Here is a 25,299-nt window from a genome sequence, read left to right on the forward strand (position 1 = left end):
AGCGCGGTCGAAGAAGTCGCCTAATCAAATCAAATTAAGCGTCGACGCCTTCAAGGTAGCCGCCGCACGCGTCGAGCAATCGAGCTTGCGGAACACGCTTTCGACGTGCGTGCGCACCGTACTGGGACTTAGCTCAAGCGCCTTTGCCACCTCCTTGTTACTGGCGCCCAGGCTAATGTGACGAAGCACCTCCGATTCCCGAGGCGACAGAAGCGGTGCCTGGGCCGAGCGGGGTTTACTGCAAATTACGCCGCCGTCATACGCGTCATATTCATTCGAGATTAGCGCACTGACAATATCGGCATTGAATCGCCCTGCCAACGCCTGCTCGCGGAGCAAGGTTGCGGCATCTTCAGCGGAGTGTGCCTCCCGCCAGGGACGCTTCGAGCGCAACGCGACCCAGGCGGCGGCCGCACCGAGCACCTGGCCTTCACGCGCAATGCCACCGCCTTCTGCGCCCCGGAAATAGCCTGAACCGTCCAGCCGCTCATAGGCAAGCGAAGCAATCTCCGATTCGCGAGCGAGGGCACCGATCTGCTTGCCTGCGCGTGCGGTCCAGTAGGGGACCAGCCGCACTTTCTCCCAGGCTCCCGTGGGCAAACGGCCCGGTGTGTTCCATACCGAGTTCGGCACCGCCGCGCGTCCCATGCCGTGAATCAAGCCTGCGAGATACACGCGGCGCTGTGTCTCCTCGTCAAGGCCCAGGCGCGCGCAGCAAACCGCTGACGCGTTCGCCACGCGCCGTGAATAGCCCGCCATCCAGGGCAGCTTCAGGTCGATCACGTCAGCAATGATTTCCGGCGCGCTCGTTTGCTGCATCGGTTGAGTGTTCAAGGGTTCATCGCGCGCCGACGTACTCCACTGGTCAAGCTCGTTCAGCCATTTTGGCGCGCGAGACAATGCCAGTTGCGCAAGCGCTTGCGGATACTGATGACCGGCCTTCCGGGTTATCAGCACCTTTGCCTGCTCCACCCCGTAGATACGGCTGAAAATCTCGATATCGCCAGCCAGCGCGACGAGAAACACGGCGTCGGGCACGTTGCCGCCCTGCGTCTGATGCGGGAAACCGCAGCCATCCCAACTTTCGAAAATGTGCCGCAGCGCCACCTGGGTTGCTCCCGCTAGCCCGAGCATGCGCGCGACTTCGCCCGATACTTCGCAGTGAATCTGCGCCAGCGGCGTAATGGCCGCACCGAGCCGTCCCGATGCTTCGTCGTCGCCGGCCCATCCGGGCCGCATCGCAAGCATGTCCGCCCTGCTGCCGACGTCGTCGCCCAGCCACTCCGAGAAACCCGCTGCGTTTGCCGTGCAGCCCGACCACCGCAGCAGCGACACCTCCATGGCAACACCGCACTGCGTCTCGTCGTGGCCGGCGTCGGCGGCGAGCCGTCCCGCAATCCAGCCGGTACGCATCGAATGATCGGTTGGCTGCCCCATGCTGAGGTCGCCGATAAACGCAAGCGCCTTGATGGCGTCCAGCACCCGGATAGCAGAGTCGTCTTGCATCAGTTTCGCCTCATTTTTCTCTTTTCTCTTTTCGCTTAGCAGGCTGCGGAAATACAGGCCGACTTTACTGAGCCATGAGCGTGATCAGAATTTTCAGCGGGGGATTTCTCATAGTTTGGAATATGGACCGGTTAATTTCGGTTTTCGGACTTGTTTATGACGTTCTCTTGCGCATTTTTGGTTCACTACGGCTGCAACGCACGGAGTTGTCCCAAGGTGCGCATGCGCACGAGGTTGTACGCGGCCATCGTCAGCACGAACATCTGATCGACCTTCTTCAAGCCGCGCACCATCACCTGGCGCATACCGCCGATGCTCTTGGCCCAGCCGAAACCCTGTTCGATGAGCTTGCGCTTTTGCTGTGACACCGCATAGCCCGCACTCCCGGCGATTGACTCGGGCACTGCCGACTGGCGGCCTGACTTGTTTTGTGCCACGTGAGGCGTGATGTTCATTTCCTGGCAAGCCTTGATGAACTCTGCGGCGTCATAGCCTTTGTCTGCCCCCAGCGTGATCTCGCGCGTTGGATCGCCAAGCGCCTGGCGGGCATCGTTGATCAGTACTTTGGCCGCTTCGCGCTCGGCATAGCCATCGGCCAGCGTCACCACGGCACTGGCGATCAGCCCATGGCGGTTGTCGCTCAACGTGTGGCCCATGTAGCGTAGCTCGCTTGCCGTTTTGCCCTTGCGATACAGCCGCGAATCCGGGTCGCTCTTCGATTCATGCGTCTCGTTGCTACGCGTCTCGCCCTTGAAGTTCCCACCGTCTTCGCTATCCTGATCATCGTCTTTACGCACAAAGCTTTTATGGCCGGCCCATGCTTGAATTAACGTGCCATCGACGCTGAAGTGCTCACCGGAAAGCCAGCACTTCTTCTCGGCAATGCCCACAACCTCGTTGAAGAACTCAATGACCGCGTCATGCTTGATCAGGCGCTCGCGGTTCTTGGTGAAGACGGTGGGCACCCACACGGCATCGTCCATCGACAGCCCGATAAACCAACGAAACAGCAGGTTATATTGAACCTGCTCCATCAACTGGCGCTCCGAGCGAATGCTATAGAGCACTTGCAACAGCATCGCGCGCAGCAGCTTCTCCGGGGCAATGCTGGGCCGCCCACCTTTGATATCAGCCTCGTACATCCCGGCAAACAAGCGGTCCATCTTGGCCAACGCTGCGTTGGCCATCTTGCGAATCGAGCGCAGCGGATGATCTGCTGGAACAAAGTCCTCCAGCTTACGCAAGGTGAATAGATTCTCGGTAAAGGTATCGGCGCCGCGCATCGCTTCTCTCAGTTGGGGGGCTTTACTAACAACGTTTGAACTGACCTTTTGGGTGACTTCGGAGTGAGGTATTTCCGCAGCCTGTTAGTGCGCTCGTTGGATCGGCGCAGGCTCGGTCATTTGACCGATACAAGAGATCACCCAATCAGCGCATTCTCCAATCCGCAACTGATTTCCTTCCTAACCCGATTTCTTCAAGAGGATTCACATTATGAACACCCTGCTCAAAAAATGCCTGGCCGCTTCGCTGCTGCTTGGAGGCCTGTTGTCGCTTACCGCGTTCACCCCAGCCAGCGCCGCGTCTTCATCTGATGACCTGAAGGGCAAAAACGTGGTGCTGGTGCACGGCGCGTTCGCCGATGGATCGAGCTGGGATAAGGTTATCCCGATTCTTCAGGCAAAAGGCTTGCACGTGGTGGCGGTGCAAAATTCGCTCAGGTCGCTCGATGACGATGCAGCGGCGACGAAGCGGGTGATCGAACAACAGGACGGCCCCGTCATACTGGTCGGCCATTCCTGGGCCGGTTCAGTCATTACGCAAGCCGGCAATGACGACAAGGTGAAAGCGCTGGTGTACGTTGCCGCTTTTGCGCCCGACAAGGACCAGTCGATCAACGACATCTTGAAGGGGAAACCGGCGCCATCGTGGGCGTCCGCGCTGCAGAAAGATTCCGCCGGATATCTGACACTTTCTACCGATGCAATCATTCACGACTTCGCCCAGGATCTGCCTGTTGCACAAGCCCGTCTCGTAGCCGCGACTCAAGGTCCCTGGTTCGCGGGCTGCACCGATGACAAGGTGTCGGAGGCCGCCTGGCATAACAAGCCATCGTGGTTCGTATTGACGGAAAAGGACCGCATGATTCCGCCGGCTTTGCAGGCCGCAATGGCGCAGCAGATCGGTGCGACTGTTGTCAAGGTTGATGCGAGCCATGTCGCGATGCTGTCAAAGCCAGCGGAGGTTGCTGCGGCGATTATTGCTGCGGCGCGGGCGGTGCAGTAAGTTGGTGTGGGAGGGTTTTGGGGTAGTGGTCGGGGGTTATGGCGGGGTGCTGCTTTCGGTGTTAGTGGTCGGGGTCGATGCCGGGTTACTGCTTTCAGTGTTAGCGGTCTGCAAGAGTCGGATTTTCTCTTTATCACTATTAGCCACTGTGCGTGGCGGCACGTCATTTCTTTGTCCAAAGCGACAAAGAAACGAAGCAAAGAAAGCGCTTTAACCGCTCTACCCTAAGTGTCCACAGCGTGCAGTTTCTATTCATAGGTGCCCCAAAAGCACGGTGCTCGCCAGAGCCACCGATGTGTGAAACCCTCCTTCTCCGAACACCGATACCCACACGCTTCGCCACCAGTGATTGAACCTGCAGAAGGTTCACCCCGCGCTATCCGCGTAAGACCTCCCTCCAAATATGTATCCATGTCGAACTTCACCGCTCCCCGGAAACAGGAGCGGTGAAGTTCCCTCGATATTTCGTCTTCCAGGAAGTGGATTTTATGCAACCCGCTCCTCCTGATTTTGTTCGCTGATCCGGCGGTCGAGATACTGGATTGGTGAGCTTTAGTCCAAGCGTCAAATGCAGCCGTTTTCGATTATCCCGTAAGAGGACTTCCTTCGGGAGCGTAAAAGACTTCAATATAGTCAAAACTCGCCGCCTTTATTTCGGCATGCGTGACGTAACGCATGCCATCAAATCGCTCGTTTTTGAAACTGTTAAACCAGATTTCAGTAGGGCGTTGACAAATTTATGCAAAAACTGGCAACTGTTTCATGCGAGCTAACGGCAATGCTCATTGCCTCGCCTTTCTCGTCATGATGCAGTACATTTGAAAAACTATTTTTTCTTGAAGGTAGGCCAGCCTGACTGTTTGCGCTTGACTTAACACTCTATGACCAGCGGCACGAGGTAGGTTTTATTTCGCATAACGAATAAATATGTTTCCGTGGAAAAGCGCTGAAATATAAAAATACTTACTTTCCCTGATTGCTTCGTAGTGCCGGAATATTCTGAACAGTGGCCGCTTTGATCTATGAAGGTGTAGTGGTTTTACATGGGGCGGAAATGAAAAAAACGAATTCCTCAAGAAAAATATTAGTTCTTCGGTTACGTTATCCATTGATAAAAGCGGCGATCAAAGCGCTGCTTATCGGAGTTCCGTTTGTATTAGGCTCAACTGCCTCAAGAAGTCTCTACGCCACCACCATCAATAGTTCAACCAATCCTGTTGTCTTACAAACGCTCGACCCCACCACCGCTATCTTCGTTGCACCAGTAACAACCACGGTCACCGTTAGCGGCACCGCTATTTCCGGTGATACTTCGAAAGACTGGCAATTGACCAACAACGGCTCGATTACAGCAAACGGTAATGGCAATACGGCGGGGATTTTGCTCAGCTCGGCTACGGTCAATGCAGCCCTGATAGATAACTTCGGCACCATCAAAGGTGCCGGTCCGAACTCGGCTGGCATCTTTCTGCCGAATGGCGGTACGGTTACCAACCACAACGGAGCGAATATTGGCTCTGCGGGCTTCTATGGCATCTCTTACAGTGGAGGCCCTGCCACTGCATTGATCAACGTGGTAAACGATGGCGCTATTTCTGGCTCTTCAGGTGGGTTGGTACTTGCTGGCGGGTCTGTCACGCAAAGTGCCACCGGGACCATTAGTAGCACCAGCGGCGTTGGTATTTTGAATAACAGCGGGTCAATCACCATTAACAATGCCGGCGCTATCAGCGGCTCTGCCTATGGTGCACTGTTACGCGGTACAGGGGTCGAGACCCTGGTGAACAGCGGCACCATTTCAGGCGGCAGCAGCGGCGTCGCACTGCAAAGCAGCGGAGGAGGAACGCTGACCAATTCCGGAACAATTACTGGTACAGGCGGCACTGCCATCAGTATTAGTGGTAGTAACACCCAGGTTATTTTGCAAACCGGCAGCGTGTTGAACGGCGCGGTTACCAGCACAGGCGCGGGCAACACGCTCGTGTTACAAGGCAATGGTACCGCGAGCAACGCGTTTAGCGGCTTTACCACCGTCTCTGCCCTGAACAGTGGCACCTGGACATTGAGCGGTAACGTGGGAACAACGGCCCCCAGTGCAGCGGCGTTAAACGTGCAAAACGGTACGCTGGTCATTACGGGTCAAGTGACGAATGCCGGGGCGGGAGCCGGGTCGAGCATTTCAAGCGGCGGCACGTTACAGATTGGTAACGGCGGCACCACGGGTAGTGTCAGTGGCAATGTGCTGGTCGATAGCAGCGGTCAATTGCGTTTTAACCGTTCCGATAACCTGACTTATGGCAACGTTATCAGTGGTTCCGGCGGCCTTACCCAAGCCGGATCTGGCACATTGATCCTGACTGGCAACAACACCTATACGGGTGTCACCACATTGAATGGGGCGCTGCAAATCGGCAATGGTGGTACCAGCGGCAGTATTACTGGAGACGTGAGCAATCAAGGTCAAAGCCTGACCTTTAATCGTTCAGACACGCTAGTTTACGGCGGAGCGATCTCCGGGACAGGACGGCTAATACAATCCGGTACCGGCACGCTTATCGTGACTGGCAACAGCGCCTATTCAGGCTCTTTGGCAATAACTTCAGGTACATTGCAAATAGGCAATGGCGGCACCAGCGGTAGCGTCACCCCTTCAGGCGGTGTCGGCAATAGTGGCATTCTGGCCTTTGATCGCTCGGATGCATTGAGCTTTGGTAGCAGCATCAGCGGTACAGGGTCACTGAAGCAAAATGGCAGTGGCACCACAACCCTCACCGGCAACAATACCTACACCGGTGGCACTACGATCAGCGCAGGCGCCTTGCAACTGGGCAATGGTGGCACCGCCGGTTCGATTCTCGGCAATATCACCAACAACGCAGCGTTAGCGTTTAACCGCTCGGATGCGGTGACTTATGCGGGCGTAGTCAGCGGCATCGGTTCGCTCACGCAAGCCGGCACCGGCACCACCACCCTCACGGGCAACAATACCTACACCGGCGGCACCACCGTCAACGCGGGCACGCTCCAACTGACCGGCACCGGCGCTATCGGCAGTGGTGCAGTCAATATCGCCAGTGTCGGCATGCTCGCTTTAACCCCCGTCAGTGGCAACTACGCGTTCAATAACGCGCTTACCGGCACTGGCTTGCTCGCCGTGTCGCTTGGCAGCGCCACCAATACGTTCGACTTCGGCACTGGCGCGGGCAGCACCTTTACCGGCAATGTCACGCTCAATCAAAGCACCTTTAATCTCTCTGCCAATAACACCGCCGCTCTCACGAACGCCACCCTGCAACTGAATACTGGCAACACCACGACAGTGGGCGCGGGCGTGCAAACCATTGGCAACCTGGCGCTTAACGGTAATACGCTCGCCTTCGCAAACCTGCTCTCCGGCACCATCCGCACCGGCGCACTCACTTTAAATAGCGGCACCGTGCGCATCGATCCAGGCAGTGCGGTCGACCCCACCGGGAACCTGCTCACGCAAGACGATGGCGCCAACACGCAACTGATTAGCGCAACCAGTGTCACCGGTAGTACCGCAGGATTGACGCTCACCGATCTGGCGGGCAACCCGCTCGCCACCTCGGCCGAGAATATTACCCAAGGCGGCAACACGGTTGCTGTCGGCACTTACAGTTTTACGCTCAGTACCGGCGCCAACACTGGCTTGTATGCGGGTTACGGCCTTAGCCAGCTTGCTTTGCAAGCCGGCCAGACCCTCACGCTCGCTGGCGACACCCCCAACCCCGCCGGGGGCGCCGACATGAAGGCGCAGATCACCGGTAGCGGCAATCTCACAATCGATGCCACAAACAGCATCACTCTGATCAATGCCGCCAATGACTACACCGGCACCACCACTGTTAGCGGCGGCACGCTGGTGCTTGGCAGCGACAACGCACTGGGCAACACATCTTTACTCGCCCTCAATGCGGGCACGACGGCTGATATCAATGGCAAGACGCAGACGATCGGCGCGCTCGGTGGCGCAGGCACGCTTAACATCGATGCCGGTAATCTGACGATTAACAATGGCGGCGTCTTCAGCGGCGCCATCAGCGGCAGCAGTGGCGCATTGAATGCGAACGGTGGCACGCTGATTCTCACCGGTGACAATACTTTTACCGGTGGCACGACGATCAGCGCCGGGACCTTGCAGATTGGCAATGGTGGAACCACGGGCAGCTATGTTGGTGACATCACGGACAACGCAGCACTCACGTTTAACCGCAGTGATACTACGACCTATGCCGGAGCGGTCAGCGGCACCGGTTCAGTGACTCAAGCGGGCAATGGCACGACTATCCTGACCGGCGCCAACACCTACACCGGTGGCACCACTATCAGCGCCGGTACCCTGCAACTGGGCAACGGCGGCACCACCGGCTCAGTCTCGGGCGACATCACCGATAACGCCGCCTTGATCTTCAATCATTCGGATAGCTTAATTTTCGATTCCGTCATCAGCGGCACCGGATCAGTCACCCAGGACGGCACCGGCAAACTGGTCTTCAATGGCATCCAGACTTACAGTGGCAATACCAACGTCAATACTGGCACGCTCGCCATCGGCGACGCTGCGCACACCAACGCCAATTTAGCGGGCAGCGGCCTGGTCACGGTCGGCGCAGCGGGTGCGTTGGGCGGCTATGGCACGGTCACCGGGTCGGTGATTAATGATGGTTTGATTGGCGTAGGCAATGCGCTGCCCGCTTTCGCCAATGGCCCCGATGCGAGCTTTACGGTTGCCGGCAACCTCGACAATCATGGCATCGTGACGATGGCTAATGGCACAGCGGGCGACCGCATGACGGTAGGCGGCACGTATACCTCCAACGGCGGCAAGCTCATGATCGATACTGTGTTGAACGAAGGCGGCGCCGCATCGAACTCCGATTTACTGATTGCTGGCGCCACTGCCGTCGGTGCCAAGGGCGCCACGCAACTCACGGTGAACAATATCGGCGGTGCCGGAGCGGCGGGCGTCGATAACGGCATCATGGTGGTTCAGGTTCAGGATCCCACGCACTCGGCCGCTGGCGCGTTCATGCTGAGTGGACGGGTAGTGGCAGGTCCGTATGAATATCAGCTCTTTCAGGGGGGTGAGCAAAGTGCGGACGGCAACTGGTATCTGCGCTCTGAAGCTCCCACGCCGCCCACACCGCCTTCGCCTCCAACGCCCCCTAGCCCACCGCAACCGCTCTTCCGCCCCGAAGTGGCCGCTTATCTGGCGAACCAGCATGTGGCCGGGGAAATGTTCGTGCATAGTCTGGATGACCGCGCGAGCGGAACCTCGCAAAGCGCGGTGAACGGCGATGGCTCAGGTCGTCCCGGTTCAGTCTGGCTGCACATGGAGGGGCGTAACGAAGGCAGCGATAGCAGTGACGGCACCTTCCACGTGAACACCGATTCGTTCCTGATGCAAGGCGGTGCAGAAGTCGCCCAGAAAAAGCTCACACCCGGCGCTGATCTGCTTCATCTCGGGCTGATGGCAACTTACGAGACCGCCCAAAGCAACGCAGAAGCCGCTGGCAACCCGGCGACTGCGCGCGGCAACGTCGCGGGCTATAGCGTTGGCGCCTATGCCACCTGGTATCAGAACGATGAAAGTCGGCTTGGCGTTTATGCTGATACGTCGTTGCAATACGGCTGGTTTAACAATAGCGTTTCAGGCGAAGACTTGCCCACGGTGAATTACAACGCGCGCGGCTGGGCGATCTCGGGTGAGTTGGGTTATGCGTTTACGCCGCTCAACAACTGGGTGCTCGAACCCCAAGGCCAGTTGATCTACGTCGACTATCAGGAAGACTCACTGACCGAGCCCAATGGCACGCATGTGAATGGCGCCGATTCCAGCGGTGTGATTACCCGGCTTGGACTGCGGCTGCAACGCACCTTCCAGCGCAGCGCCAACAAGAAAATGCAGTTCTACGCCACGGCGAACTGGTGGCACACGAGTACCGATAGCTCGATCTCGTTTAATCAGATACCGGCAGGTAGTCTTTATCCAGCGAATCGCTATGAGGTAAAGCTCGGGCTCAATGGCGATCTTGGCAAGGACTGGAGCGCCTGGAGCAACGTGAGTGGCGCATGGGGCGCGCAGAATTATCACGCGTATGTCGTGCGCGCAGGGGTCAAGTATGCGTGGTGATAAGGGCGGCTTATATAACTCGCAGGCGGCTCTGCCCGAGGGCCTTGTTCCAAACGATCAGTATGTGTCGTAAGCTGCATGGCGATGTCAATCCAGGGAGACTCAGGTGCGTTTGCGACATATCGAAATCTTCAGTGCGATCATGCTCACCGGCTCGACAAACGGCGCGGCCCAGCTTCTGCACATCTCGCAGCCCGCCGTCAGCAAAATGCTGCAGCACGCCGAGCAGTCCGCCGGTTTCGCGCTGTTCCTGCGCAGCAAAGGCAAACTTGTACCCACCCCCGAGGCGCTGCGGCTGCGCGAAGAACTCGGCCCGTTCGATGAACAACTCAAGCGGATCCGGCGTCTTGTCACGAGCTTGGCGCACGGCGCTGACCGACCGTTGCGGGTAGCAGCTACGCCGGCGCTTGCACACTACGCGTTGCCGCAGGTCATGGCGCGCTGGTGCCGCGCGTTCCCGCAGTCCAAGTGCGAACTGAGCGTCGCACACACCCGCGAGATCGAACACGCGCTGCTGTTCGACGAGATCGAACTCGGGCTGACCATGCGGCCCGTCTCCCATCCCAACCTGGTTGCCACGCCCGTGTGCGAAAGTACGCTGTGCGCCATTGCACCGGCCGGCTGGTGGGCGGACACCCTGCTCGACCAGCCGCTGACAGCAGACGATCTGGCAGGGCAACCGCTGATCACCATCGATCCAGACGACTACCTTGGGGCGATCCTCTCCGCGTGGCTCGATGTGGCGGCCCAGCCCCCAGTCAGCAATTTGTCGGTGCAGACTTATCCGCTTGCGAAGTCGCTGGTGCAGCAGCGCATCGGCATCGCGATAGTCGATTCGTTCACGGCGAGTTATCCCCAGCCTCATCCGGACATCCAGATCCGGCCGCTCGCGATTAACGAAACCCTGCAGGTGTACGCAGTGACCGAACACTCGCGACCGCCGCCGCAATCAGCGGAGCGGCTCATCCAGTTCCTGCGTGACGACGCGCCCGGTGCATCGACCAGGACATCGACCGGCGAGTCGTCGCGGAGTTAGATGCCGTCGCGAGCGCTATAACCGGCGGCTATAGCGCGAGCGCTGGTCGGTATTGGACGCCGTTTGCGAGCCGCAGAACAATGTCCTCCAGCTCAACCAACCATCGACCTATCCCATGCATGTGCTCGTACTTGGAGCCGGCGTCACCGGTCTGGCCACGGCCTGGTATCTGCGGGAGGACGGCCACACCGTCACCGTCGTAGAACGCAATGAGGACGTTGCACTCGAATCCAGCTTTGCTAACGGCGGACAGCTTTCGTACAGCTATGTCGCACCGCTCGCCGGTCCGGGGGTACTGTCAAAGCTGCCGTCCTGGCTGTTGCGCCGTGACTCGCCGATCCGCTTTCGACCGCGCCTCGACCCGGACCAGTGGCGTTGGCTTGCGCAGTTTGTCTGTGCTTGCACGCAGCGTAAAAGCGAGTTGTCTACCCGGAGATTGTTGGCGCTCTCGTTCCTGAGCCGTGACTTGATGCAGCAACTTCGGGCCAGCGAGCCAGGCTTGCACTTCAGCCATTCGAATGCCGGCAAGCTGGTGGTGCACCGCAAGCGCGCCTCGTTCGACGCCGCATTGCGCCTGCTCGATTACCAACGCTCGCTCGGCTGCGAACAGCAAGCGCTCGATACCCACGAGTGTGTGCAGAAAGAACCGGCACTGGCGCATCTCGCCGCGCAGTTGCAAGGAGGCATTTTCACGCCCAGCGAAGACAGCGGCGACTGCTATCAGTTTTGTGTCGAGATGAGCCGTCTGCTCCGAGCACGCGGCGTGGAATTCCGGCTCGGTACGACGGTCACGGCCTTGCGTCGCGCGAAGGCTCGCGCCCAACGGGTCGAGGCAGTGGCCAACGACAAGACCATCGATGCTGATCAAATCGTGCTGGCAGCCGGCATCGCCAGTGCCGCGCTGCTCAAGCCGCTAGGTCTGCGAGTTCCGCTTTATCCGTTGAAGGGCTATAGCCTGACCACCCAGGTCGACCCGCACGGCCACGCGCCGCACATCAGCATCACCGACTTTGAACGCAAGATCGTCTATGCCCGGCTCGGCGACCGGCTGAGGATCGCCGGCATGGCGGACGTCACCGGTCGTCAAGCGGATGTCGATCCGTCTCGCGTCGCGACGCTACGCGCTGAATCGGCTGCGGCGTTTCCGAGCGCCGGTAATTTCGATGAAGCCACCGTCTGGTGCGGCCTTCGGCCCGCCACGCCGCACAGCACCCCGATCATCGATTCAACGCAATACGAAAACCTCTGGCTCAACCTCGGACAAGGTGCACTTGGTTTTACACTCGCGCTCGCAAGCGGCCGATCGATTGCAGATCTGATCGCACGGCGCCCTCCGGCAGTGCCGCTCGACGGTTTTACGCTGTAAGCGCTCTCATTGCCACGCTAAAAAATCTTGCCGGGGTTCAGGATGCGCGCGGGGTCCAGTGCATGCTTTATCGCGCGCATCGACGCTACATCCGCCTCCGAACGCGTCAGGTGCAGGAAGTGTTTCTTCTTGATGCCGATCCCATGCTCTGCGGAAATGGATCCCCGGAAGTTTCTCGTCACGTCGTAGATGACCTGGTCGATTGCATCGTGATCGTGCTTCGGCAGGCGAGGCACGTCCACCACGATATGGATATTCCCATCGCCAAGATGGCCGTAGATCATGATCGTGGCGTCCGGCCATTGGGCGCGCAGTTGCGCCTCGCAGCGTGACGCGGCCTCGCCCACTTGCGCAATGGAAAAGCTCACGTCGTAAGCCGCGTGATTCGGGATGAAGCGCTGATATTCGCCGGGTGCATCGCGGATTGCCCAGAACGCCTGCGCATGCGCCTCGGTCGAAGCCAGCGCGGCGTCGGTCACTACGCCCTCCTCCAGCATCGCCGCCAGGAACTCTTCGAACGCGTCACCGTGCCGGACGGGATCGGTTCCAACACTTTCCAGCAACACATAGAACGGATGCGGCGAGTCAAGCGGGGCACGCAAATTGTCCAGGTTGGCAAGCACGGTATCGTGATAACCCGCCCACATGACCTCGAACGCCGATACACCTGGAGCCAGCCCTGCCTGAGCGCGCCGCAGCAGCGTGGTGACGGCGTCGAAACTGGGCAGTCCACACCACGCTGTGGCCGTTGCCGTGGGCTTTGGACGCAGACGCAGCACCGCGCGGGTGATGACCGCGAGCGTCCCTTCGCTGCCGATCAGCAAGTTGCGCAGATCGTAGCCGCCGTTGTCCTTGATCATCTTGTTGAGGCCGCCCACGACCGCGCCGCTCGCCAGCACGGCCTCTATGCCCAGCACCTGGTCGCGCATCATGCCGTACTTGATGACCCGATTGCCGCCCGCGTTGGTGGCGAGGTTGCCGCCAATGGAACAACTGCCGCGCGCGCCGAGGTCAAGAGGGAAATAGAAGCCGGCCGCGCTGGCCGCGTCCTGAACCCCTTGCAGCGGCGTGCCGGCCTGAACCGTCATGGTGCCCGACACCGCGTCGATCTCCACGATCTGGTTCATGCGATCAAGACTTAGCGCGACCTCGTCGCCGCGTAGATTGGCGCCGCCTACCAATCCTGTCAGTCCGCCTTGCGTGACGACCGGCTGCGAGTAGCGAGTACAAATCTCGAGCGCAGCCACGACCTCGCGGGTGTCGCGCGGCCTGATGAGCGCCAGCGGCACCGCGCTCGGCAGTCCGCTCCAGTCCTCGACACGGCGATCGCCAAACTCACTCGGCAACGCCACAACCTGTGCGCCGAGCGCTTCCCGTAACGCGCTGACTGCTTCGCCTGGTGTTGCGTTTGCTTCCATCTCCTGTCTCCTCGATGCACGGCTTCAATCGCGCCGCCGCACTCTATATTCTGATCACCCAATCGTATAACCGCCAAGGAACACTACACCGCCGATTTTAGTTTGATGCACAGTTCCGGCCGAGATGAAGTTGATAGGGCGAATTGACTCACGAAACCAAGCCTCAGGCCGCGATGTGTTTCTGCATGAACACACTCAGTGGGTCGTTCGTGTAATCGCCAAACGGTCCCCGGCGCTCATAGCCGGCTGAGGCATAGAAAGCCAGCGCCTCATGTTGGTACGGCCCGGTTTCAAGCTTGAGTAACTTGCAGCCAGAGCCTGTTGCCCCTGACTCGAGCAGAGCCAGGAGGTTTTTGGCGACGCCTTGCCCCCGGCCGCGAGGACTGACATACATGCGTTTGAGTTCGCCAAATTCAGGGCAGAGGACAATCGCCCCACAGCCGATTGCCTGGCCCGTACTATCCCTCGCAACGGCAAACAAGACGTCGGGTTGCTTCAACGACGTCAAGTCCAGGGCGTGCCTGCTCTCTGGCGGGTACAGGGTATCCTGGTAAGCGTCCAGCTCGGCAATGAGGGCGATTACGTCAGGCTGATCGGGTGATTCGAAGGCTATAGCCATGGCTGAAGAAGGGGAAATTTGACGAAAAGGAAGTTAAAGTACGCCACGCTTCGGAAATTTGTTTTAAGTGAGCATACAGGGCATCATCGGCCCGTTAGCCGACATACTCAGCTTCCCCGCAGTCCTCGACCAAGCAAGAGCCCCGCGTTGCGAAGGCGCAAACGGCTCTTCCAATGCACGCAAGAATATCTACGGCACCGTCTAACCAGCGATACCCTTGCCATCCGACCAGCTCTCGACATACTTGACGAGTTCAGTCATGTCGCGAGCCTTGCCGTCCTGCATTGCCGCGTAATTCCATACCTGACGTGCGGTGTTACCTAACCACATCGGCACGCCGAGCGCCTGGCACTCTTCCACCGCGAGTCCGATGTCCTTGCAGACGCTGCCGATCGGAAAGCCGAAATCGAACGTGCGCGGCAACACCTGCTTCGGGAATTTATCGAGCGTCGCGCCGTTCTTGCCGCTGCCCGCATTGAACACTGACATCATCACGTCCGGGTCGAGCCCGCCCTTCACCCCGGCTACGAACGCTTCAGAGGTAATCGCAAACGCCGTCGACGAAAGCATGTTGTTCAGCAGCTTGAGCAATTGTGCCTGACCTGCCTTTTCCCCTACGATGAACACCTTCCCGAAGATATTGAATAGTTCGCTTACCTGAGCAATCGCTTCCGGCTTGCCCGCGGCCATGACGGCGAGTGTGCCTTTTTGCGCGCCGGCCGCGCCGCCGCTGATGGGGGCATCGACGGTTTCGATGCCTTTTTCAAGCAGTCCCGCCGCCACTTCCTGTTCCGTGCGTGAGCCGACGGTGGACAGGTCTACCAGGATCCTGATCGTCTTGCCCTCTACCAAACCGTCCGCACCCAATGCGACTTCCTTGAAGATAGCGGGCGTAGGCAGGCTGGTGAAAACGACGTGCGCGCTATCGGCCACTTCGCGCGCGCTACTCGCCACCTGCGCGCCGATCGCTGACAACTCCGCCAGGGCGCGCTCGTCGCGATCGTAGATCACCAGGGAATGACCGTGCTCGATCAAGCGACGCGCCATGGGACGCCCCATGACGCCGACACCCACAAAGCCCAACTTCATATGTTCCGACATGATGCTTCCTTGACAGTGATGAATGGTGTACTTGCCACATGCGCGCTTATAGACTTACAAACAGGCGAGTTGCATGGGCAAGGACGAATCAGGTGCGCTTTCCAGCGACCATAGGGCGTCGATCAATGGGTTCGGCTTGCAACCAGAGCCGCCGTATTCAGCTAGCTCCTTGAGCTTGTTTTCCAGGTCAGTGTCCGCGAGCGGTGCTTGCAGGCTGCCGCGCGCTGCATCGATACGGCGCGACATCGTCTCGCCCGAGCGCAACGTGAGCGTCACCTGCGCTGCTTCGACGGAATACGCGGGGTCATCGACGAAATCCAGACGGCTGGCGAAGGCCCGCAACAGTGGATCAGCTACAGCGGCATCGGTAAATTCAGCGAGACCTGCGCGACCTCGGGCAAGCGCGACCGCGACGCTGTGTTGCGCGCTGACCTGGGCTTCGCGGCCAAGCGTGATGTTCGGCCGGTCGGTTCGTGCGCGCAGCAGCGGGTGACCTCTCAGCGTGACGCGCTCGACATCGGCGAAAGAGAAGTCCGGTCTCGCCGATAACCCCAGGCACGCCTCAATCACCGGATTAAGCACGACGCCGCACGGGTAAGGCTTGTACGTATTCGATAAGAGCGCCCATTCGCGGCCGATTGTGGCGAATGCTGCGTCCACGCTGGCGTCGGTGGCTTCGCTCAGCACGCGCAGGAAACCGCGCTCGCCTTCGATAGGCCGCTCGGGTCCGGCCAACCCCTCTTGCGCGAGCAGCGCCGAGAGCAGGCCGTTACGGGCGGCATTGCCCACGCTGATGCTCTTCGACATGCTGCCCAGCGTTTCAACCAGCCCGGACGATTGCGCCGATGCATGGCCAAAGGCCCAGCCGATTTTCGCAGCGTCCAGATTCAGGACTTTCGCAATGGCCGCCGCCGCGCCGAACACACCGCAGGTGGAGGTGATGTGCCAGCCTCGCTGATAATGCCCCGGCGACACCGCATTGCCCAACCGGCACTCGATTTCCACGCCGAGTACGAACGCCAGCAACCATTGCCGGCCGCTCAGCAGTGACTCCTGAGCGAGCGCGAACAACGGCGCGGCCACCGGCGCAGTAGGGTGAATGATGGTGAGCAAGTGGGTATCGTCGAAATCGAAGACGTTCGCGCTCATCGCGTTCAGCGCGGCCGCATTCAGGATGTCGGTCTTCTCCCCGCGTCCGACGAGCCCCGCTTCATGCCCCGAACTGAAACGGCCGTACACGTTCACGGCTTTACTGATGCCCGGGTCCGAGCACCCCGCAAGCGCCACTGCGAAGTAATTCACCAGCGCGCGCTTCGCCTCGTGGCGCACCTTCGGCGGAACGTCTTCCCACTGCGTCTGCGCGACGAACGAGGCCAGCGTACGCGTGATGTCTTTCATGAATGTCTCCTCCCTCCGTACCGAGACGGGGCGTTCAGCCGGCGAGCCAGCCGCCTTCCATCGGCATCATGGCCCCTGTTATCTGACTGCCCGCGTCTGAACAAAGGAACACGACCAGTTCTGCTACATGTGACGCGCTGACGAATTCGCCGGTGGGTTGCTTGCCGGCGAGGAACTGCTTCACAGCGTCACTATGGCCAAGCCCTTTCTCCTCCATCAACTGCGCAATCCTGCTTTCGATATTCGGCGTTTTCACGGTGCCCGGGCAGATCGCATTGCACGTAATACCCTGATGAACCGTCTCGACTGCCACCGCGCGCGTCAACCCGAGCAGCGCTGTCTTGGTCGTCACATAGTCCACACGGTTCGGCGTGGCGCGCGACCCATACACCGACGTCATGTTGAAAATTCGACCCCAGCCACGTGCACGCATGCCGGGCAGGACCAGCTGAATAGCTTGAAACGCGGCCGTCAGGTTGACTGCCAGCGCTTGGTTCCATCGGTCCGCGGGAAAATCCTCGATCGACGCAAAGTGCCGGACAACTGCGTTATTGATCAATATATCGATACCGCCCATACGTTCGCACGCCGTGTCCATCAGGGTCGAGACAGCGTGAGGATCGGTCAGGTCCGCTTGAACATAGGTAGCCTTGACGCCGTAATCCTGCTCGATCCGGGCTATGGAATCGCGTACGCTCTCCGGCGCTTCAAGCCCATGCAGAACGACGTTACAACCCGAACGGGCGAGACCTTCAGCCATCGCAAATCCGAGCCCATTTGACGACCCGGTGACCAGTGCGGACTTTCCTTTCATAAAAAGTAATCCTAATCAAATGAGAACCTTCCCGCCTGAGCTTTGCGACGACGACCCGGGCGCGAACGCCCGGGCAAACGCCTAGGCGCTCGCGGTTTCCTCCAGCATCCGCCTGGCCGCCTTCTCTGCATTCGCCACATGCAAGCGCGCGGCGGCCTCGGCCGCCTGCGCATCTCGCGCCTTCAGCGCCTTGAACAGCTTGTCGATTTCCTTGAGACTCGACGGCAGCCGGTCGGGGTGCATCAGCGACGTCGCGCGGAGCAGGTTCACCCGCGAATAAAGACTGGTCAGGATTTCTTTCACCAGAGCGTTGCCGCAATTGTCGAGCAACACGTCATACAGATCCGTCTTCGCTGCCAGCACGCCGGCCTGGTCGCCCGTCATGGCCTTCACCTTCAGCGCCTTCACCGCTTCACCAAACTGCACGATCGCGGCATCGCTCGCTATCCGCGCAAACTCACCCGCCGCAAACCCTTCAAGGAGACCGCGTATGGCATACAACTCCGACGCTTCGCTCTTAGAAATGACCGCGACCATAGGTCCTTTGTGCGGCACGCTGCAAACCAGCTTCTCGGCTTCGAGCCTGCGCAATGCTTCCCGAATCGACGTGCGGCTCACACCAAGTGTCTCGCACAACTCGCGTTCCACCAGACGCGCGCCCGGTGCAAAACGCCCGGACATGATGGCCTGGCGAAGGACAGTCTCGACCTGATGCCGTAATGTTTCCGGTCGTATCAAATCCATATCGGATGGCATGATTGTATTCCCGTCGGACGATTTACCAGTGAGCCATGATACTCGAAGTCCCAACTGAAACCGCCATTACGCAAGACTTTGCGCGGTCGGACGTTACCTACGCGTTGTTGTGTTCGAACTCATCCAAAGCAGCTTCAAGGATCGGCGCGGTCAGTACGGCGCCGTGTATGCCGATGGTGCTTACAATTTCCAGCACTTCCATGATCTCCTCGGCCGTCGCGCCGTAACGAAGTGCGTTGCGCATGTGAAGTTTCAGGCCCGGCACGTAGAGGTGTGTCGCGGCGGCATCGAATGCGCAGTACATGAACTCCTTGACCTTGGGTTCCAGTACGCCCTCACGCCACGGCACGGAAGAAAATGCCACGTAGGTTTCAAACAGATCAGGATCGAGTTCGAGGAAACCTTCCCACGATGAATGCCAATACCCGCGATTCTCGATGAAGCTTTCCTTCAGCGCGGCACGGCGGGCATCGAGCGGCGCCGGACCCTGGCGTTTGCCCTCTTCTTCGAGCACTTCGATCAGCACGGGGACGCCCACGTTCGCAGCGTGGATACCCACGGTGCTCGCGAGCTGGATCACTTCGACCAATTCCGCACGCGTTGCACCCGCGCGAAGTGCCGCGCGCACGTGCTGCGCCACGCCCGGCGCGTAAAGGTGAGTCGCAGCCGCGCAGGCGGTAATCGCGACAAACGCTTTCACCTTGTCCTCAAGATGATTCTTCTTCGACGGCACAGCCGAGAACGCCACGTAAGCCTCGAAGAAGCTGGCGTCGAGGCGCAACAGGCTCTCCCAGCCATCGCTCCATGTGCCGTGCACCTGCATGAAGGCATCCTTCGCTTGCTGCTGCCGCTGTGTCAGGGGAACGGTCATGACGTCAGCCCACCGCGTTCTGGTACACCGCTTCGGCAACCTCTTCTTCCCAGATCGTCTTCCCGAGCGAGGTCGCCGTATGAACCATGTAGCTGTTGCGTCCTGCGCCGTGCCAATGACGCTCATTAGCGGGGATCCACACCACGTCGCCTGTGCGGATCGCCTGCGGCTCACCGCCATCGACGCACACGAACCCGCTGCCCGATGTCACCTGCAGGATCTGCCCCTGCTCATGCGTGTGCCAGAAGGTACGCGCGCCCGGCGAGAAGAATACGTTCGCGATGGTGACTTTGTCGGTCGTCGGCATGATCGAATCTGCCCACACGACGCCGCTGAACGTAGCCGAGCGTTGCTCCGATACCGCACCTTCGGCCCTGCCGCGAAACACTTTCATTACTGTTCTCCTGTTGAAGAATTTTTGGCATCCTTGAGACGTACGCCGCCCGACACGTCGCCGATCGCATCGACTACTCGGTTGCTGATCACGTCGCCGTAACCCAGCGCGGTGGCCAGCCCGAAACTCGCCAGCGGACCCGACGAATTCAGCGAGGACACGCCCAGCTCGCGCACGCGGTCGATATAAAGCACGACGTCCTTCGTCATTAGCCTGCTGGTCAAACCGCCCTCCAGGTAGTCACCATCAACAATCTTCGGAAAGCGGTTCTGAGTGGCGAAGTTCACGCCGCTGCTGCTGTTGAGGACGTCGAGCAAACGATGGAGATCGAGCCCCGCCTTCTTGCCCGCGACCATCACCTCGGCGGTCGCCGACAAACTCACCGCGTTCAGGAAGTTGTTGAGCAGCTTGGTCGTATGGCCCGCGCCGCTCTCGCCCATGGTGATTGTCTTGGTGGCGATCGGCTTGAAGACCCACTGGATTGCTTCGATCGCGGCGGCGTCGCCGCCAACCATCAGCGTGAGCGTGCCCTTCTCCGCTGCAGCGGCGCCACCGGAAATACCGGCATCGATGTACTGCACGCCACGCTGCTTGAACAGCGCGTTAAGTCGAATAGTAGAGCTTGCAGCGGCCGTGCTCAGGTCGACCACGGTCTGTCCTTCGCGGCACGAGGCGAGAATGCCGTCCGGTCCCTCCACCACCGCTTCAACCACTTTGCTATCCGGCAGCGACAGCAGCACGACGTCGGCGAACCGGGTCACTTCCGCGATCGACGTCGCCGCCCGTGCGCCAGCTGCCAAAGCGCGTTCGGGGGCGGTATCGAAGCCCAGCACTTCAATGCCCGCCCCGACCAGACGGCGAGTCATGCGGCCGCCCATGTTGCCCAAACCGATGAAGCCAATGCGTTGTGTATTCATGAGTCTCTACCGTAAGTTCAAAAGTCGACGTGCTTCGTTTCCGGTCCCATCAGCGCGCCGACCGTCCCAATCACGCCGCCAATGCACAGCAGGACCACTGGCGTGAGCCGCAACGGCATGAACGCACCCAGCCAGTTCATATAAAACGCATAAAACGACGGGATGATCACCGAGAGGCTGAAGCCCACGCCAAAACCAGTGGCGCGAACATCGGTGACGAACCGCTCGTTGATGTAAGTCACGATCACGCCCCATGGCGAAGTGACCAGCACCGAGAGCAGCATGACCAGCAGCATGATGACCGGCAAAGACAGGCCGTCCACATTGGAAAGCACATAGAGAATGACGGCGCCCACAGTCGCGATCAGCGGACCCACCACCACGAAAAACGTGCGCCGCCCGATTTTCTGGCCGAGCATGCCCGAGCCGATATAGCTGAAAAACAGCACGAAATAGGACAGCAGCAACGTAAGCGACATCTGGAAACCGGACAGGTGCAGCGTGTGCACAAGCAGCCCCGTCGGCATGAAGATCGTAATGATGTTCTGCGTGAGCCAGAAGCCCGACATCATCAGCAGGACCTGCAGCAGGTTGCGTCCGCTCTTGCCGCGAAGCAGATCGGAAAGCGGCAGTTTCTCCGGCTTCTTTTCGCCGGTCTCGCTCTCCCAGATCTCCGACTCCGAGACTTTATGAACGTAGTACAGCGCGAGAACGCCCGCCAATACCGAGCCAATGACGAACGGAATGCGCCAGCCCCACTGCACATACGGCGAATGCAGGCCGTTGAGCGGAAACACGGCGAACATCACCATGGCAACCAGGTTGATCGTCACGTAGGCCGCGGGGAAACCGGCAATGATCAGTCCGCCGACGAAGCCGCGCTGCTCCTTCTTCGAGTATTCGATGGCAAGCGGCATCGCACCCGTGTAGCCACCGCCGAGGAAAATACCGTCGATAAACCGCAGGATCACGAGCAGCCAGTAGGAGCCGATGCCAAGCGTTTCATAGCCCGGCAGCAGCGCGATCAGCAACGTGACGACGCCAAATCCGGAGACCGAGAGAATCGACGCCCGGCGACGCCCTACCCGGTCCGCGACCATGCCGAACAGCAGCGCGCCAATCGGGCGGCCCAACAAGGTGGTGATGAAAACGAGGGAAGCGAGGATTGCCTCCATGCCGGGCGCGAGATGCGGCGGCTGGAAGAAGAACAGCACCGGGGCGAGCACGACGACCGGCAGGTAAATGTCGAACATGTCGATGAATTCGGAGAAGAACGCGCCCTTGATGGCGTTCCTGCGTTTCTCATCGACGGACTGCCCGGTAGCCGCCCTTGCTGCGCCGTGTGTCGTGACTGCTTCCATGCTCGTCTCCATTGATGTCGTGTTGCATCGCTCGCGGATGCTTATTGAACGTTGGCCCCCGGGAATGCCGGACCTCAGCCTTTGGCGGCGTCGGCTTCGTAGGCCTTGATCGCATCGGTCGCGACCCGGAAGGCCGCGAGCGCGAGGGGTGCGCCGCAGTACACGGCGGCCTGCATCAGCACCGCGCGAATCTCCTCCTTCGTGACGCCGTTCTTGAGCGCGCCTTTCACGTGCACGGACAGCTCGTGATGCTGGCTCATGGCGGTCAGCATGCCGATGTTGAGCATGCTCCGGGTCTTGAACGTCAAGGTCGGATCGCCCCAGATCTCGCCCCATGCGTATTCAGTGACGAGCTTTTGCATCGGCCGGTTGAAGTCGTCCGCGTTCGCCCAGGACTTCTCGACATGCGGTGCGCCGAGCACTTCCTTGCGGTTCTCGAAGCCCTTGTCAAACAGTGCGTTATTTTCCATTGCTTGTCATCCTCTGGTGTTACGTCATTTCCGGGTGCGTCAGGCGTGACCGTAGCCGACCATCGCCTTGATCTCAAGGTATTCGCGCAGGCCCGCTTCGCCCCATTCGCGGCCATTTCCCGAGCGCTTGTAGCCACCGAAGGGCGCGTTAAAGTCGGCTGCGGGATAGTTCAGGTGAACGCCGCCCGCGCGGAGCTGGCGGCCGATTTTCCGGGCGCGTTCAATATCGCCGGACTGGACATACGCCGCCAAACCGTACTCCGTTCCATTAGCAATCCTGACCGCTTCGTCCTCGGTGTCATAACCCATGATGGACAACACCGGTCCGAAGATCTCCTCGCGCGCAATGGTCATGTCGGGCGTGACGTCCGCGAAGATTGTCGGTTTGACGTAGTACCCCTTCGATAACCCGTCCGGCCGCCCCGTTCCTCCGGTAACGAGCCGCGCGCCTTCGTCAATACCCTTCTGGATCAGCACCTGCACGCGCTCGAACTGGTTGCGGTTGACAAGCGGTCCGAGCTGCGTGGTCTCGCTGTCCGTTGCACCCACGCTATAGCCCGATGCCGCGGCTTTCGCGATCTGTGCTGCGTCGTTCATCATGTGACGCGGCACGAGCATGCGGGTGGGGATCGAACAGGATTGTCCGGAATTGGTGAAGCACGCGGCCACGCCGCGCGTGACGGCATCGTCCAGGTTCACGTCATCGAGCAGGATGTTCGCGGACTTGCCACCGAGCTCCTGCGCCACACGCTTGACCGTCTCCGCCGCCATCTTTGCGACCAGAATTCCGGCGCGTGTCGAGCCGGTGAACGACACCATGTCGATATCCGGATGCGACGCGATCGCTGCGCCCACCCCCGGTCCGTCGCCATTCACCACGTTGAGCACGCCCGGAGGAACCCCGGCTTCATGCGCGACTTCGGCGAACAACAGCGCGCTCAGCGGCGAGTATTCGCTCGGCTTGAGCACCATCGTGCAACCTGCAGCCAGTGCAGGCGCGATCTTCACCACGATCTGGTTGATCGGCCAGTTCCAGGGCGTGATGAGTCCGCAAACACCTATGGGTTCGAGACGCACGCGCGTGGTGCCGCGCTGTTCCTCGAACTCAAAATTCTCCAGCACGCCGATCAATGCATTCAGATGCGCGGGACCGCGCGCTGCCTGACCTTTCCGCGCAAACGCGATCGGTGAGCCCATCTCGATGCGCATTGCTTCGGCGAATTCATCGTATCGCCGCTCATAGACCTGAACGATCCGCCTGAGCAAGTCGATACGCTCTTGCACCGACGTTGCCGAGTAAGCGGCAAATGCTTTACGAGCGGCAGCGACTGCACGATCAACATCGACCGCATTGCCCAACGCCAGCCGATCGATCCTGCTTTCAGTTGCCGGATCGATCAGGTCGAACCAGGCCGGCGAGACCGGATCAGTCCATTGTCCATCGATATAAAACTGAGCCGCACGAGACATGTTCGTCCTCTCCGTTTGCGGGTTCATTCGTCGTTCACCAGCAGCCGATACATCTCGGTGTGATCCGTGACGGGCGTCGAACGTTGCGACACCTCGTCCCAAACCGACGTGCATGTCATGCCGAGCTTCATCGGATAGCCCACTGCTTCGGACAATGCGCGTGCGATTTTCAGGTCCTTGTTCATCAACTGCAACGCAAAACCGGATGCATAGGAGCCCGACAACATGAACTGCTTGACCTTGTTTTCCGAGGTATTGCTGCGTCCCGTCGATGCATTCAACACGTCTGTCATGGAAGCCGGGTCAATCCCGAAACGCTCTGCAATATGCAGCGCCTCCACCGTCGCCATCAATCCGGCCGCCGAGACGTAATTGTTCAGCGCCTTAGCTGCGTGTCCCGAGCCTGCCGTGCCGATATGCAGCACGCTCTTGCCCATGGCCTCGAGCACCGGCCGGCAAGTGTCCAGCACGGCTGCGTCGCCACCGGCGAGGATCGCGAGCGTGCCCTCCTTCGCCTTCTTCACACCGCCGGAAACGGGCGCATCGAGATAGTCGAGTCCCATCTTCTCCAGCGTCGCGCCCAGCTTGCGCGAGCGCTCCGGCTCCGATGAACTCATGTCGATTACAACCGCGCCTTTGGGCAGGAGACGCGCCCACGCCTTCGCGTCGCCATCGAGCAGCACGCTCTCCACGATTGCCGAATTCGGCAGCATGGTGATCAGTGCATCGAGCGATGCGGCGTTGCCGGCATCCAGCCGCGCCGCGCCAACTTCCTTCGCCAGCGCATCGGCACGGGACACGTCAGCATCGGCGAGAAAGAGTTCAAAGCCGGCCTTCGCCAGACACTGCACCATGGGCGTGCCCATCATTCCCAGTCCGATAAAACCAATTCGTTGCGGTCGCATCATCTGTCCTGCCTTCGTGACTAAAGCTCAAATCCGACGAGCGGCGATCCCCGCCGCGTCCATGGAATAAGTCTATACGATTGTATGACAATCAGTCGATAGACAATTAATCCGGGTTTTCCCTGCCTCACTTCAATGCCGAGAAAGCCGTGGGCGTGAGAAACACGTTCTCGATTCGCTCGACGATCATCTTCTCCGCCTCGCTCGCCGCGCGCCTGGCGATCCAGTCCGCGTCGGCCTGGAATGCGTTCCACTTGGTCTCACGTTCGGCGAGGCTTTGCCACTTCAGCAGGTAGGTAAGCGCATGATTGCTGGGCCCGATCAGCGTGGTCCAGAAGCCGATCTGTTCGATGCCATATTTTTCGAAAAAGCCCAGCGTCGTGGTGCTGAACCGTTCCTGAAGCGCCGGCAGACGGCCCGGCAGGCAGTGATAAACGCGCATCTCTACAATCAT

20 protein-coding genes are annotated in these 25,299 nt (G+C 59.7%); 4 read left to right on the forward strand and 16 right to left on the reverse strand.

Annotated features, from left to right (window positions below; translation table 11 throughout):
- Positions 1-24: 24 nt before the first annotated feature.
- Positions 25-1,506 carry an HD domain-containing phosphohydrolase gene (locus tag ACSQ36_RS27275; RefSeq protein ID WP_436184378.1) on the reverse strand — a complete coding sequence of 494 codons (1,482 nt, stop codon included), beginning with the start codon at positions 1,504-1,506 and terminating at the stop codon, positions 25-27.
- Positions 1,507-1,691: 185 nt separating this feature from the next.
- Positions 1,692-2,789 carry an IS5 family transposase gene (locus tag ACSQ36_RS27280; RefSeq protein ID WP_436182245.1) on the reverse strand — a complete coding sequence of 366 codons (1,098 nt, stop codon included), beginning with the start codon at positions 2,787-2,789 and terminating at the stop codon, positions 1,692-1,694.
- A gap of 211 nt (positions 2,790-3,000) precedes the next feature.
- Here ACSQ36_RS27280 and ACSQ36_RS27285 point away from each other — a divergent pair, with 211 nt between their 5' ends.
- From ACSQ36_RS27285 to ACSQ36_RS27300, 4 genes are all read left to right on the forward strand, one after another.
- Positions 3,001-3,792, forward strand: a complete 792-nt coding sequence (locus ACSQ36_RS27285) for an alpha/beta fold hydrolase (RefSeq protein WP_213765347.1) — start codon at positions 3,001-3,003, stop codon at positions 3,790-3,792.
- 1,054 nt (positions 3,793-4,846) lie between these two features.
- Complete coding sequence (locus ACSQ36_RS27290) at positions 4,847-9,949, forward strand: autotransporter outer membrane beta-barrel domain-containing protein (protein WP_436184379.1); 5,103 nt, start codon at positions 4,847-4,849, stop codon at positions 9,947-9,949.
- A gap of 106 nt (positions 9,950-10,055) precedes the next feature.
- Entirely contained in the window at positions 10,056-10,985 is a 930-nt protein-coding gene (locus ACSQ36_RS27295) for a LysR family transcriptional regulator (protein WP_436184380.1), read from the forward strand.
- A 115-nt stretch (positions 10,986-11,100) separates the two neighbouring features.
- Complete coding sequence (locus ACSQ36_RS27300) at positions 11,101-12,351, forward strand: D-amino acid dehydrogenase (protein ID WP_436184381.1); 1,251 nt, start codon at positions 11,101-11,103, stop codon at positions 12,349-12,351.
- 17 nt (positions 12,352-12,368) lie between these two features.
- Here the strand turns inward: ACSQ36_RS27300 and ACSQ36_RS27305 are convergent, their stop codons facing one another.
- The 14 genes from ACSQ36_RS27305 to ACSQ36_RS27370 all read right to left on the reverse strand — a co-directional run bounded on the left by ACSQ36_RS27305 (position 12,369) and on the right by ACSQ36_RS27370 (position 25,299).
- On the reverse strand, positions 12,369-13,769 hold the full coding sequence (locus ACSQ36_RS27305; protein WP_436184382.1) for an FAD-binding oxidoreductase: 1,401 nt from the start codon (positions 13,767-13,769) through the stop codon (positions 12,369-12,371).
- A gap of 163 nt (positions 13,770-13,932) precedes the next feature.
- Positions 13,933-14,388: a GNAT family N-acetyltransferase gene (locus ACSQ36_RS27310; RefSeq protein WP_436184383.1), complete on the reverse strand. Its 456-nt coding sequence runs from the start codon at positions 14,386-14,388 to the stop codon at positions 13,933-13,935.
- A 201-nt stretch (positions 14,389-14,589) separates the two neighbouring features.
- Positions 14,590-15,489, reverse strand: a complete 900-nt coding sequence (locus ACSQ36_RS27315) for an NAD(P)-dependent oxidoreductase (RefSeq protein ID WP_436184384.1) — start codon at positions 15,487-15,489, stop codon at positions 14,590-14,592.
- Positions 15,490-15,543: 54 nt separating this feature from the next.
- A complete protein-coding gene (locus tag ACSQ36_RS27320; protein ID WP_436184385.1) occupies positions 15,544-16,887 on the reverse strand; it encodes an MmgE/PrpD family protein in 1,344 nt (447 codons plus the stop codon).
- A 34-nt stretch (positions 16,888-16,921) separates the two neighbouring features.
- Positions 16,922-17,701, reverse strand: coding sequence for a 3-hydroxybutyrate dehydrogenase (locus tag ACSQ36_RS27325; protein WP_436184386.1), 780 nt, complete (start codon positions 17,699-17,701; stop codon positions 16,922-16,924).
- An 81-nt stretch (positions 17,702-17,782) separates the two neighbouring features.
- Complete coding sequence (locus tag ACSQ36_RS27330) at positions 17,783-18,457, reverse strand: GntR family transcriptional regulator (protein ID WP_436184387.1); 675 nt, start codon at positions 18,455-18,457, stop codon at positions 17,783-17,785.
- A 97-nt stretch (positions 18,458-18,554) separates the two neighbouring features.
- Complete coding sequence (locus ACSQ36_RS27335) at positions 18,555-19,328, reverse strand: carboxymuconolactone decarboxylase family protein (RefSeq protein WP_436184388.1); 774 nt, start codon at positions 19,326-19,328, stop codon at positions 18,555-18,557.
- A 4-nt stretch (positions 19,329-19,332) separates the two neighbouring features.
- Positions 19,333-19,722 carry a cupin domain-containing protein gene (locus tag ACSQ36_RS27340; RefSeq protein ID WP_436184389.1) on the reverse strand — a complete coding sequence of 130 codons (390 nt, stop codon included), beginning with the start codon at positions 19,720-19,722 and terminating at the stop codon, positions 19,333-19,335.
- Positions 19,722-20,639 carry an NAD(P)-dependent oxidoreductase gene (locus ACSQ36_RS27345; protein ID WP_436184390.1) on the reverse strand — a complete coding sequence of 306 codons (918 nt, stop codon included), beginning with the start codon at positions 20,637-20,639 and terminating at the stop codon, positions 19,722-19,724. Before ACSQ36_RS27345 ends, ACSQ36_RS27340 begins: the two co-directional genes overlap by 1 nt.
- A gap of 17 nt (positions 20,640-20,656) precedes the next feature.
- The gene (locus ACSQ36_RS27350) at positions 20,657-22,000 is read right to left on the reverse strand and encodes an MFS transporter (protein ID WP_213765361.1); all 1,344 of its coding nucleotides are present in this window, start codon (positions 21,998-22,000) and stop codon (positions 20,657-20,659) included.
- A 74-nt stretch (positions 22,001-22,074) separates the two neighbouring features.
- Complete coding sequence (locus ACSQ36_RS27355) at positions 22,075-22,470, reverse strand: carboxymuconolactone decarboxylase family protein (protein WP_213765362.1); 396 nt, start codon at positions 22,468-22,470, stop codon at positions 22,075-22,077.
- A gap of 39 nt (positions 22,471-22,509) precedes the next feature.
- Complete coding sequence (locus ACSQ36_RS27360) at positions 22,510-23,940, reverse strand: aldehyde dehydrogenase family protein (RefSeq protein WP_213765363.1); 1,431 nt, start codon at positions 23,938-23,940, stop codon at positions 22,510-22,512.
- A gap of 23 nt (positions 23,941-23,963) precedes the next feature.
- Entirely contained in the window at positions 23,964-24,848 is an 885-nt protein-coding gene (locus ACSQ36_RS27365) for an NAD(P)-dependent oxidoreductase (protein ID WP_436184391.1), read from the reverse strand.
- 124 nt (positions 24,849-24,972) lie between these two features.
- On the reverse strand, positions 24,973-25,299 hold the full coding sequence (locus ACSQ36_RS27370) for an NIPSNAP family protein (RefSeq protein ID WP_436184392.1): 327 nt from the start codon (positions 25,297-25,299) through the stop codon (positions 24,973-24,975).

Origin of the sequence: Caballeronia sp. LjRoot34 (genome assembly GCF_964253815.1) — a bacterium.
In the GTDB taxonomy this organism is placed as follows: domain Bacteria; phylum Pseudomonadota; class Gammaproteobacteria; order Burkholderiales; family Burkholderiaceae; genus Caballeronia.

What these genes read in the sequence shown, in the direction of transcription:
- ACSQ36_RS27275 (WP_436184378.1), bottom strand. Translation starts at nt 1,506, where the DNA reads ATGCAAGACGACTCTGCTATCCGGGTGCTGGACGCCATCAAGGCGCTT.
- ACSQ36_RS27280 (WP_436182245.1), bottom strand. Translation starts at nt 2,789, where the DNA reads ATGCGCGGCGCCGATACCTTTACCGAGAATCTATTCACCTTGCGTAAG.
- ACSQ36_RS27285 (WP_213765347.1), top strand. Translation starts at nt 3,001, where the DNA reads ATGAACACCCTGCTCAAAAAATGCCTGGCCGCTTCGCTGCTGCTTGGA.
- ACSQ36_RS27290 (WP_436184379.1), top strand. Translation starts at nt 4,847, where the DNA reads ATGAAAAAAACGAATTCCTCAAGAAAAATATTAGTTCTTCGGTTACGT.
- ACSQ36_RS27300 (WP_436184381.1), top strand. Translation starts at nt 11,101, where the DNA reads ATGCATGTGCTCGTACTTGGAGCCGGCGTCACCGGTCTGGCCACGGCC.
- ACSQ36_RS27305 (WP_436184382.1), bottom strand. Translation starts at nt 13,769, where the DNA reads ATGGAAGCAAACGCAACACCAGGCGAAGCAGTCAGCGCGTTACGGGAA.
- ACSQ36_RS27310 (WP_436184383.1), bottom strand. Translation starts at nt 14,388, where the DNA reads ATGGCTATAGCCTTCGAATCACCCGATCAGCCTGACGTAATCGCCCTC.
- ACSQ36_RS27315 (WP_436184384.1), bottom strand. Translation starts at nt 15,489, where the DNA reads ATGTCGGAACATATGAAGTTGGGCTTTGTGGGTGTCGGCGTCATGGGG.
- ACSQ36_RS27320 (WP_436184385.1), bottom strand. Translation starts at nt 16,887, where the DNA reads ATGAAAGACATCACGCGTACGCTGGCCTCGTTCGTCGCGCAGACGCAG.
- ACSQ36_RS27325 (WP_436184386.1), bottom strand. Translation starts at nt 17,701, where the DNA reads ATGAAAGGAAAGTCCGCACTGGTCACCGGGTCGTCAAATGGGCTCGGA.
- ACSQ36_RS27330 (WP_436184387.1), bottom strand. Translation starts at nt 18,457, where the DNA reads ATGCCATCCGATATGGATTTGATACGACCGGAAACATTACGGCATCAG.
- ACSQ36_RS27335 (WP_436184388.1), bottom strand. Translation starts at nt 19,328, where the DNA reads ATGACCGTTCCCCTGACACAGCGGCAGCAGCAAGCGAAGGATGCCTTC.
- ACSQ36_RS27340 (WP_436184389.1), bottom strand. Translation starts at nt 19,722, where the DNA reads ATGAAAGTGTTTCGCGGCAGGGCCGAAGGTGCGGTATCGGAGCAACGC.
- ACSQ36_RS27345 (WP_436184390.1), bottom strand. Translation starts at nt 20,639, where the DNA reads ATGAATACACAACGCATTGGCTTCATCGGTTTGGGCAACATGGGCGGC.
- ACSQ36_RS27350 (WP_213765361.1), bottom strand. Translation starts at nt 22,000, where the DNA reads ATGGAAGCAGTCACGACACACGGCGCAGCAAGGGCGGCTACCGGGCAG.
- ACSQ36_RS27355 (WP_213765362.1), bottom strand. Translation starts at nt 22,470, where the DNA reads ATGGAAAATAACGCACTGTTTGACAAGGGCTTCGAGAACCGCAAGGAA.
- ACSQ36_RS27360 (WP_213765363.1), bottom strand. Translation starts at nt 23,940, where the DNA reads ATGTCTCGTGCGGCTCAGTTTTATATCGATGGACAATGGACTGATCCG.
- ACSQ36_RS27365 (WP_436184391.1), bottom strand. Translation starts at nt 24,848, where the DNA reads ATGATGCGACCGCAACGAATTGGTTTTATCGGACTGGGAATGATGGGC.
- ACSQ36_RS27370 (WP_436184392.1), bottom strand. Translation starts at nt 25,299, where the DNA reads ATGATTGTAGAGATGCGCGTTTATCACTGCCTGCCGGGCCGTCTGCCG.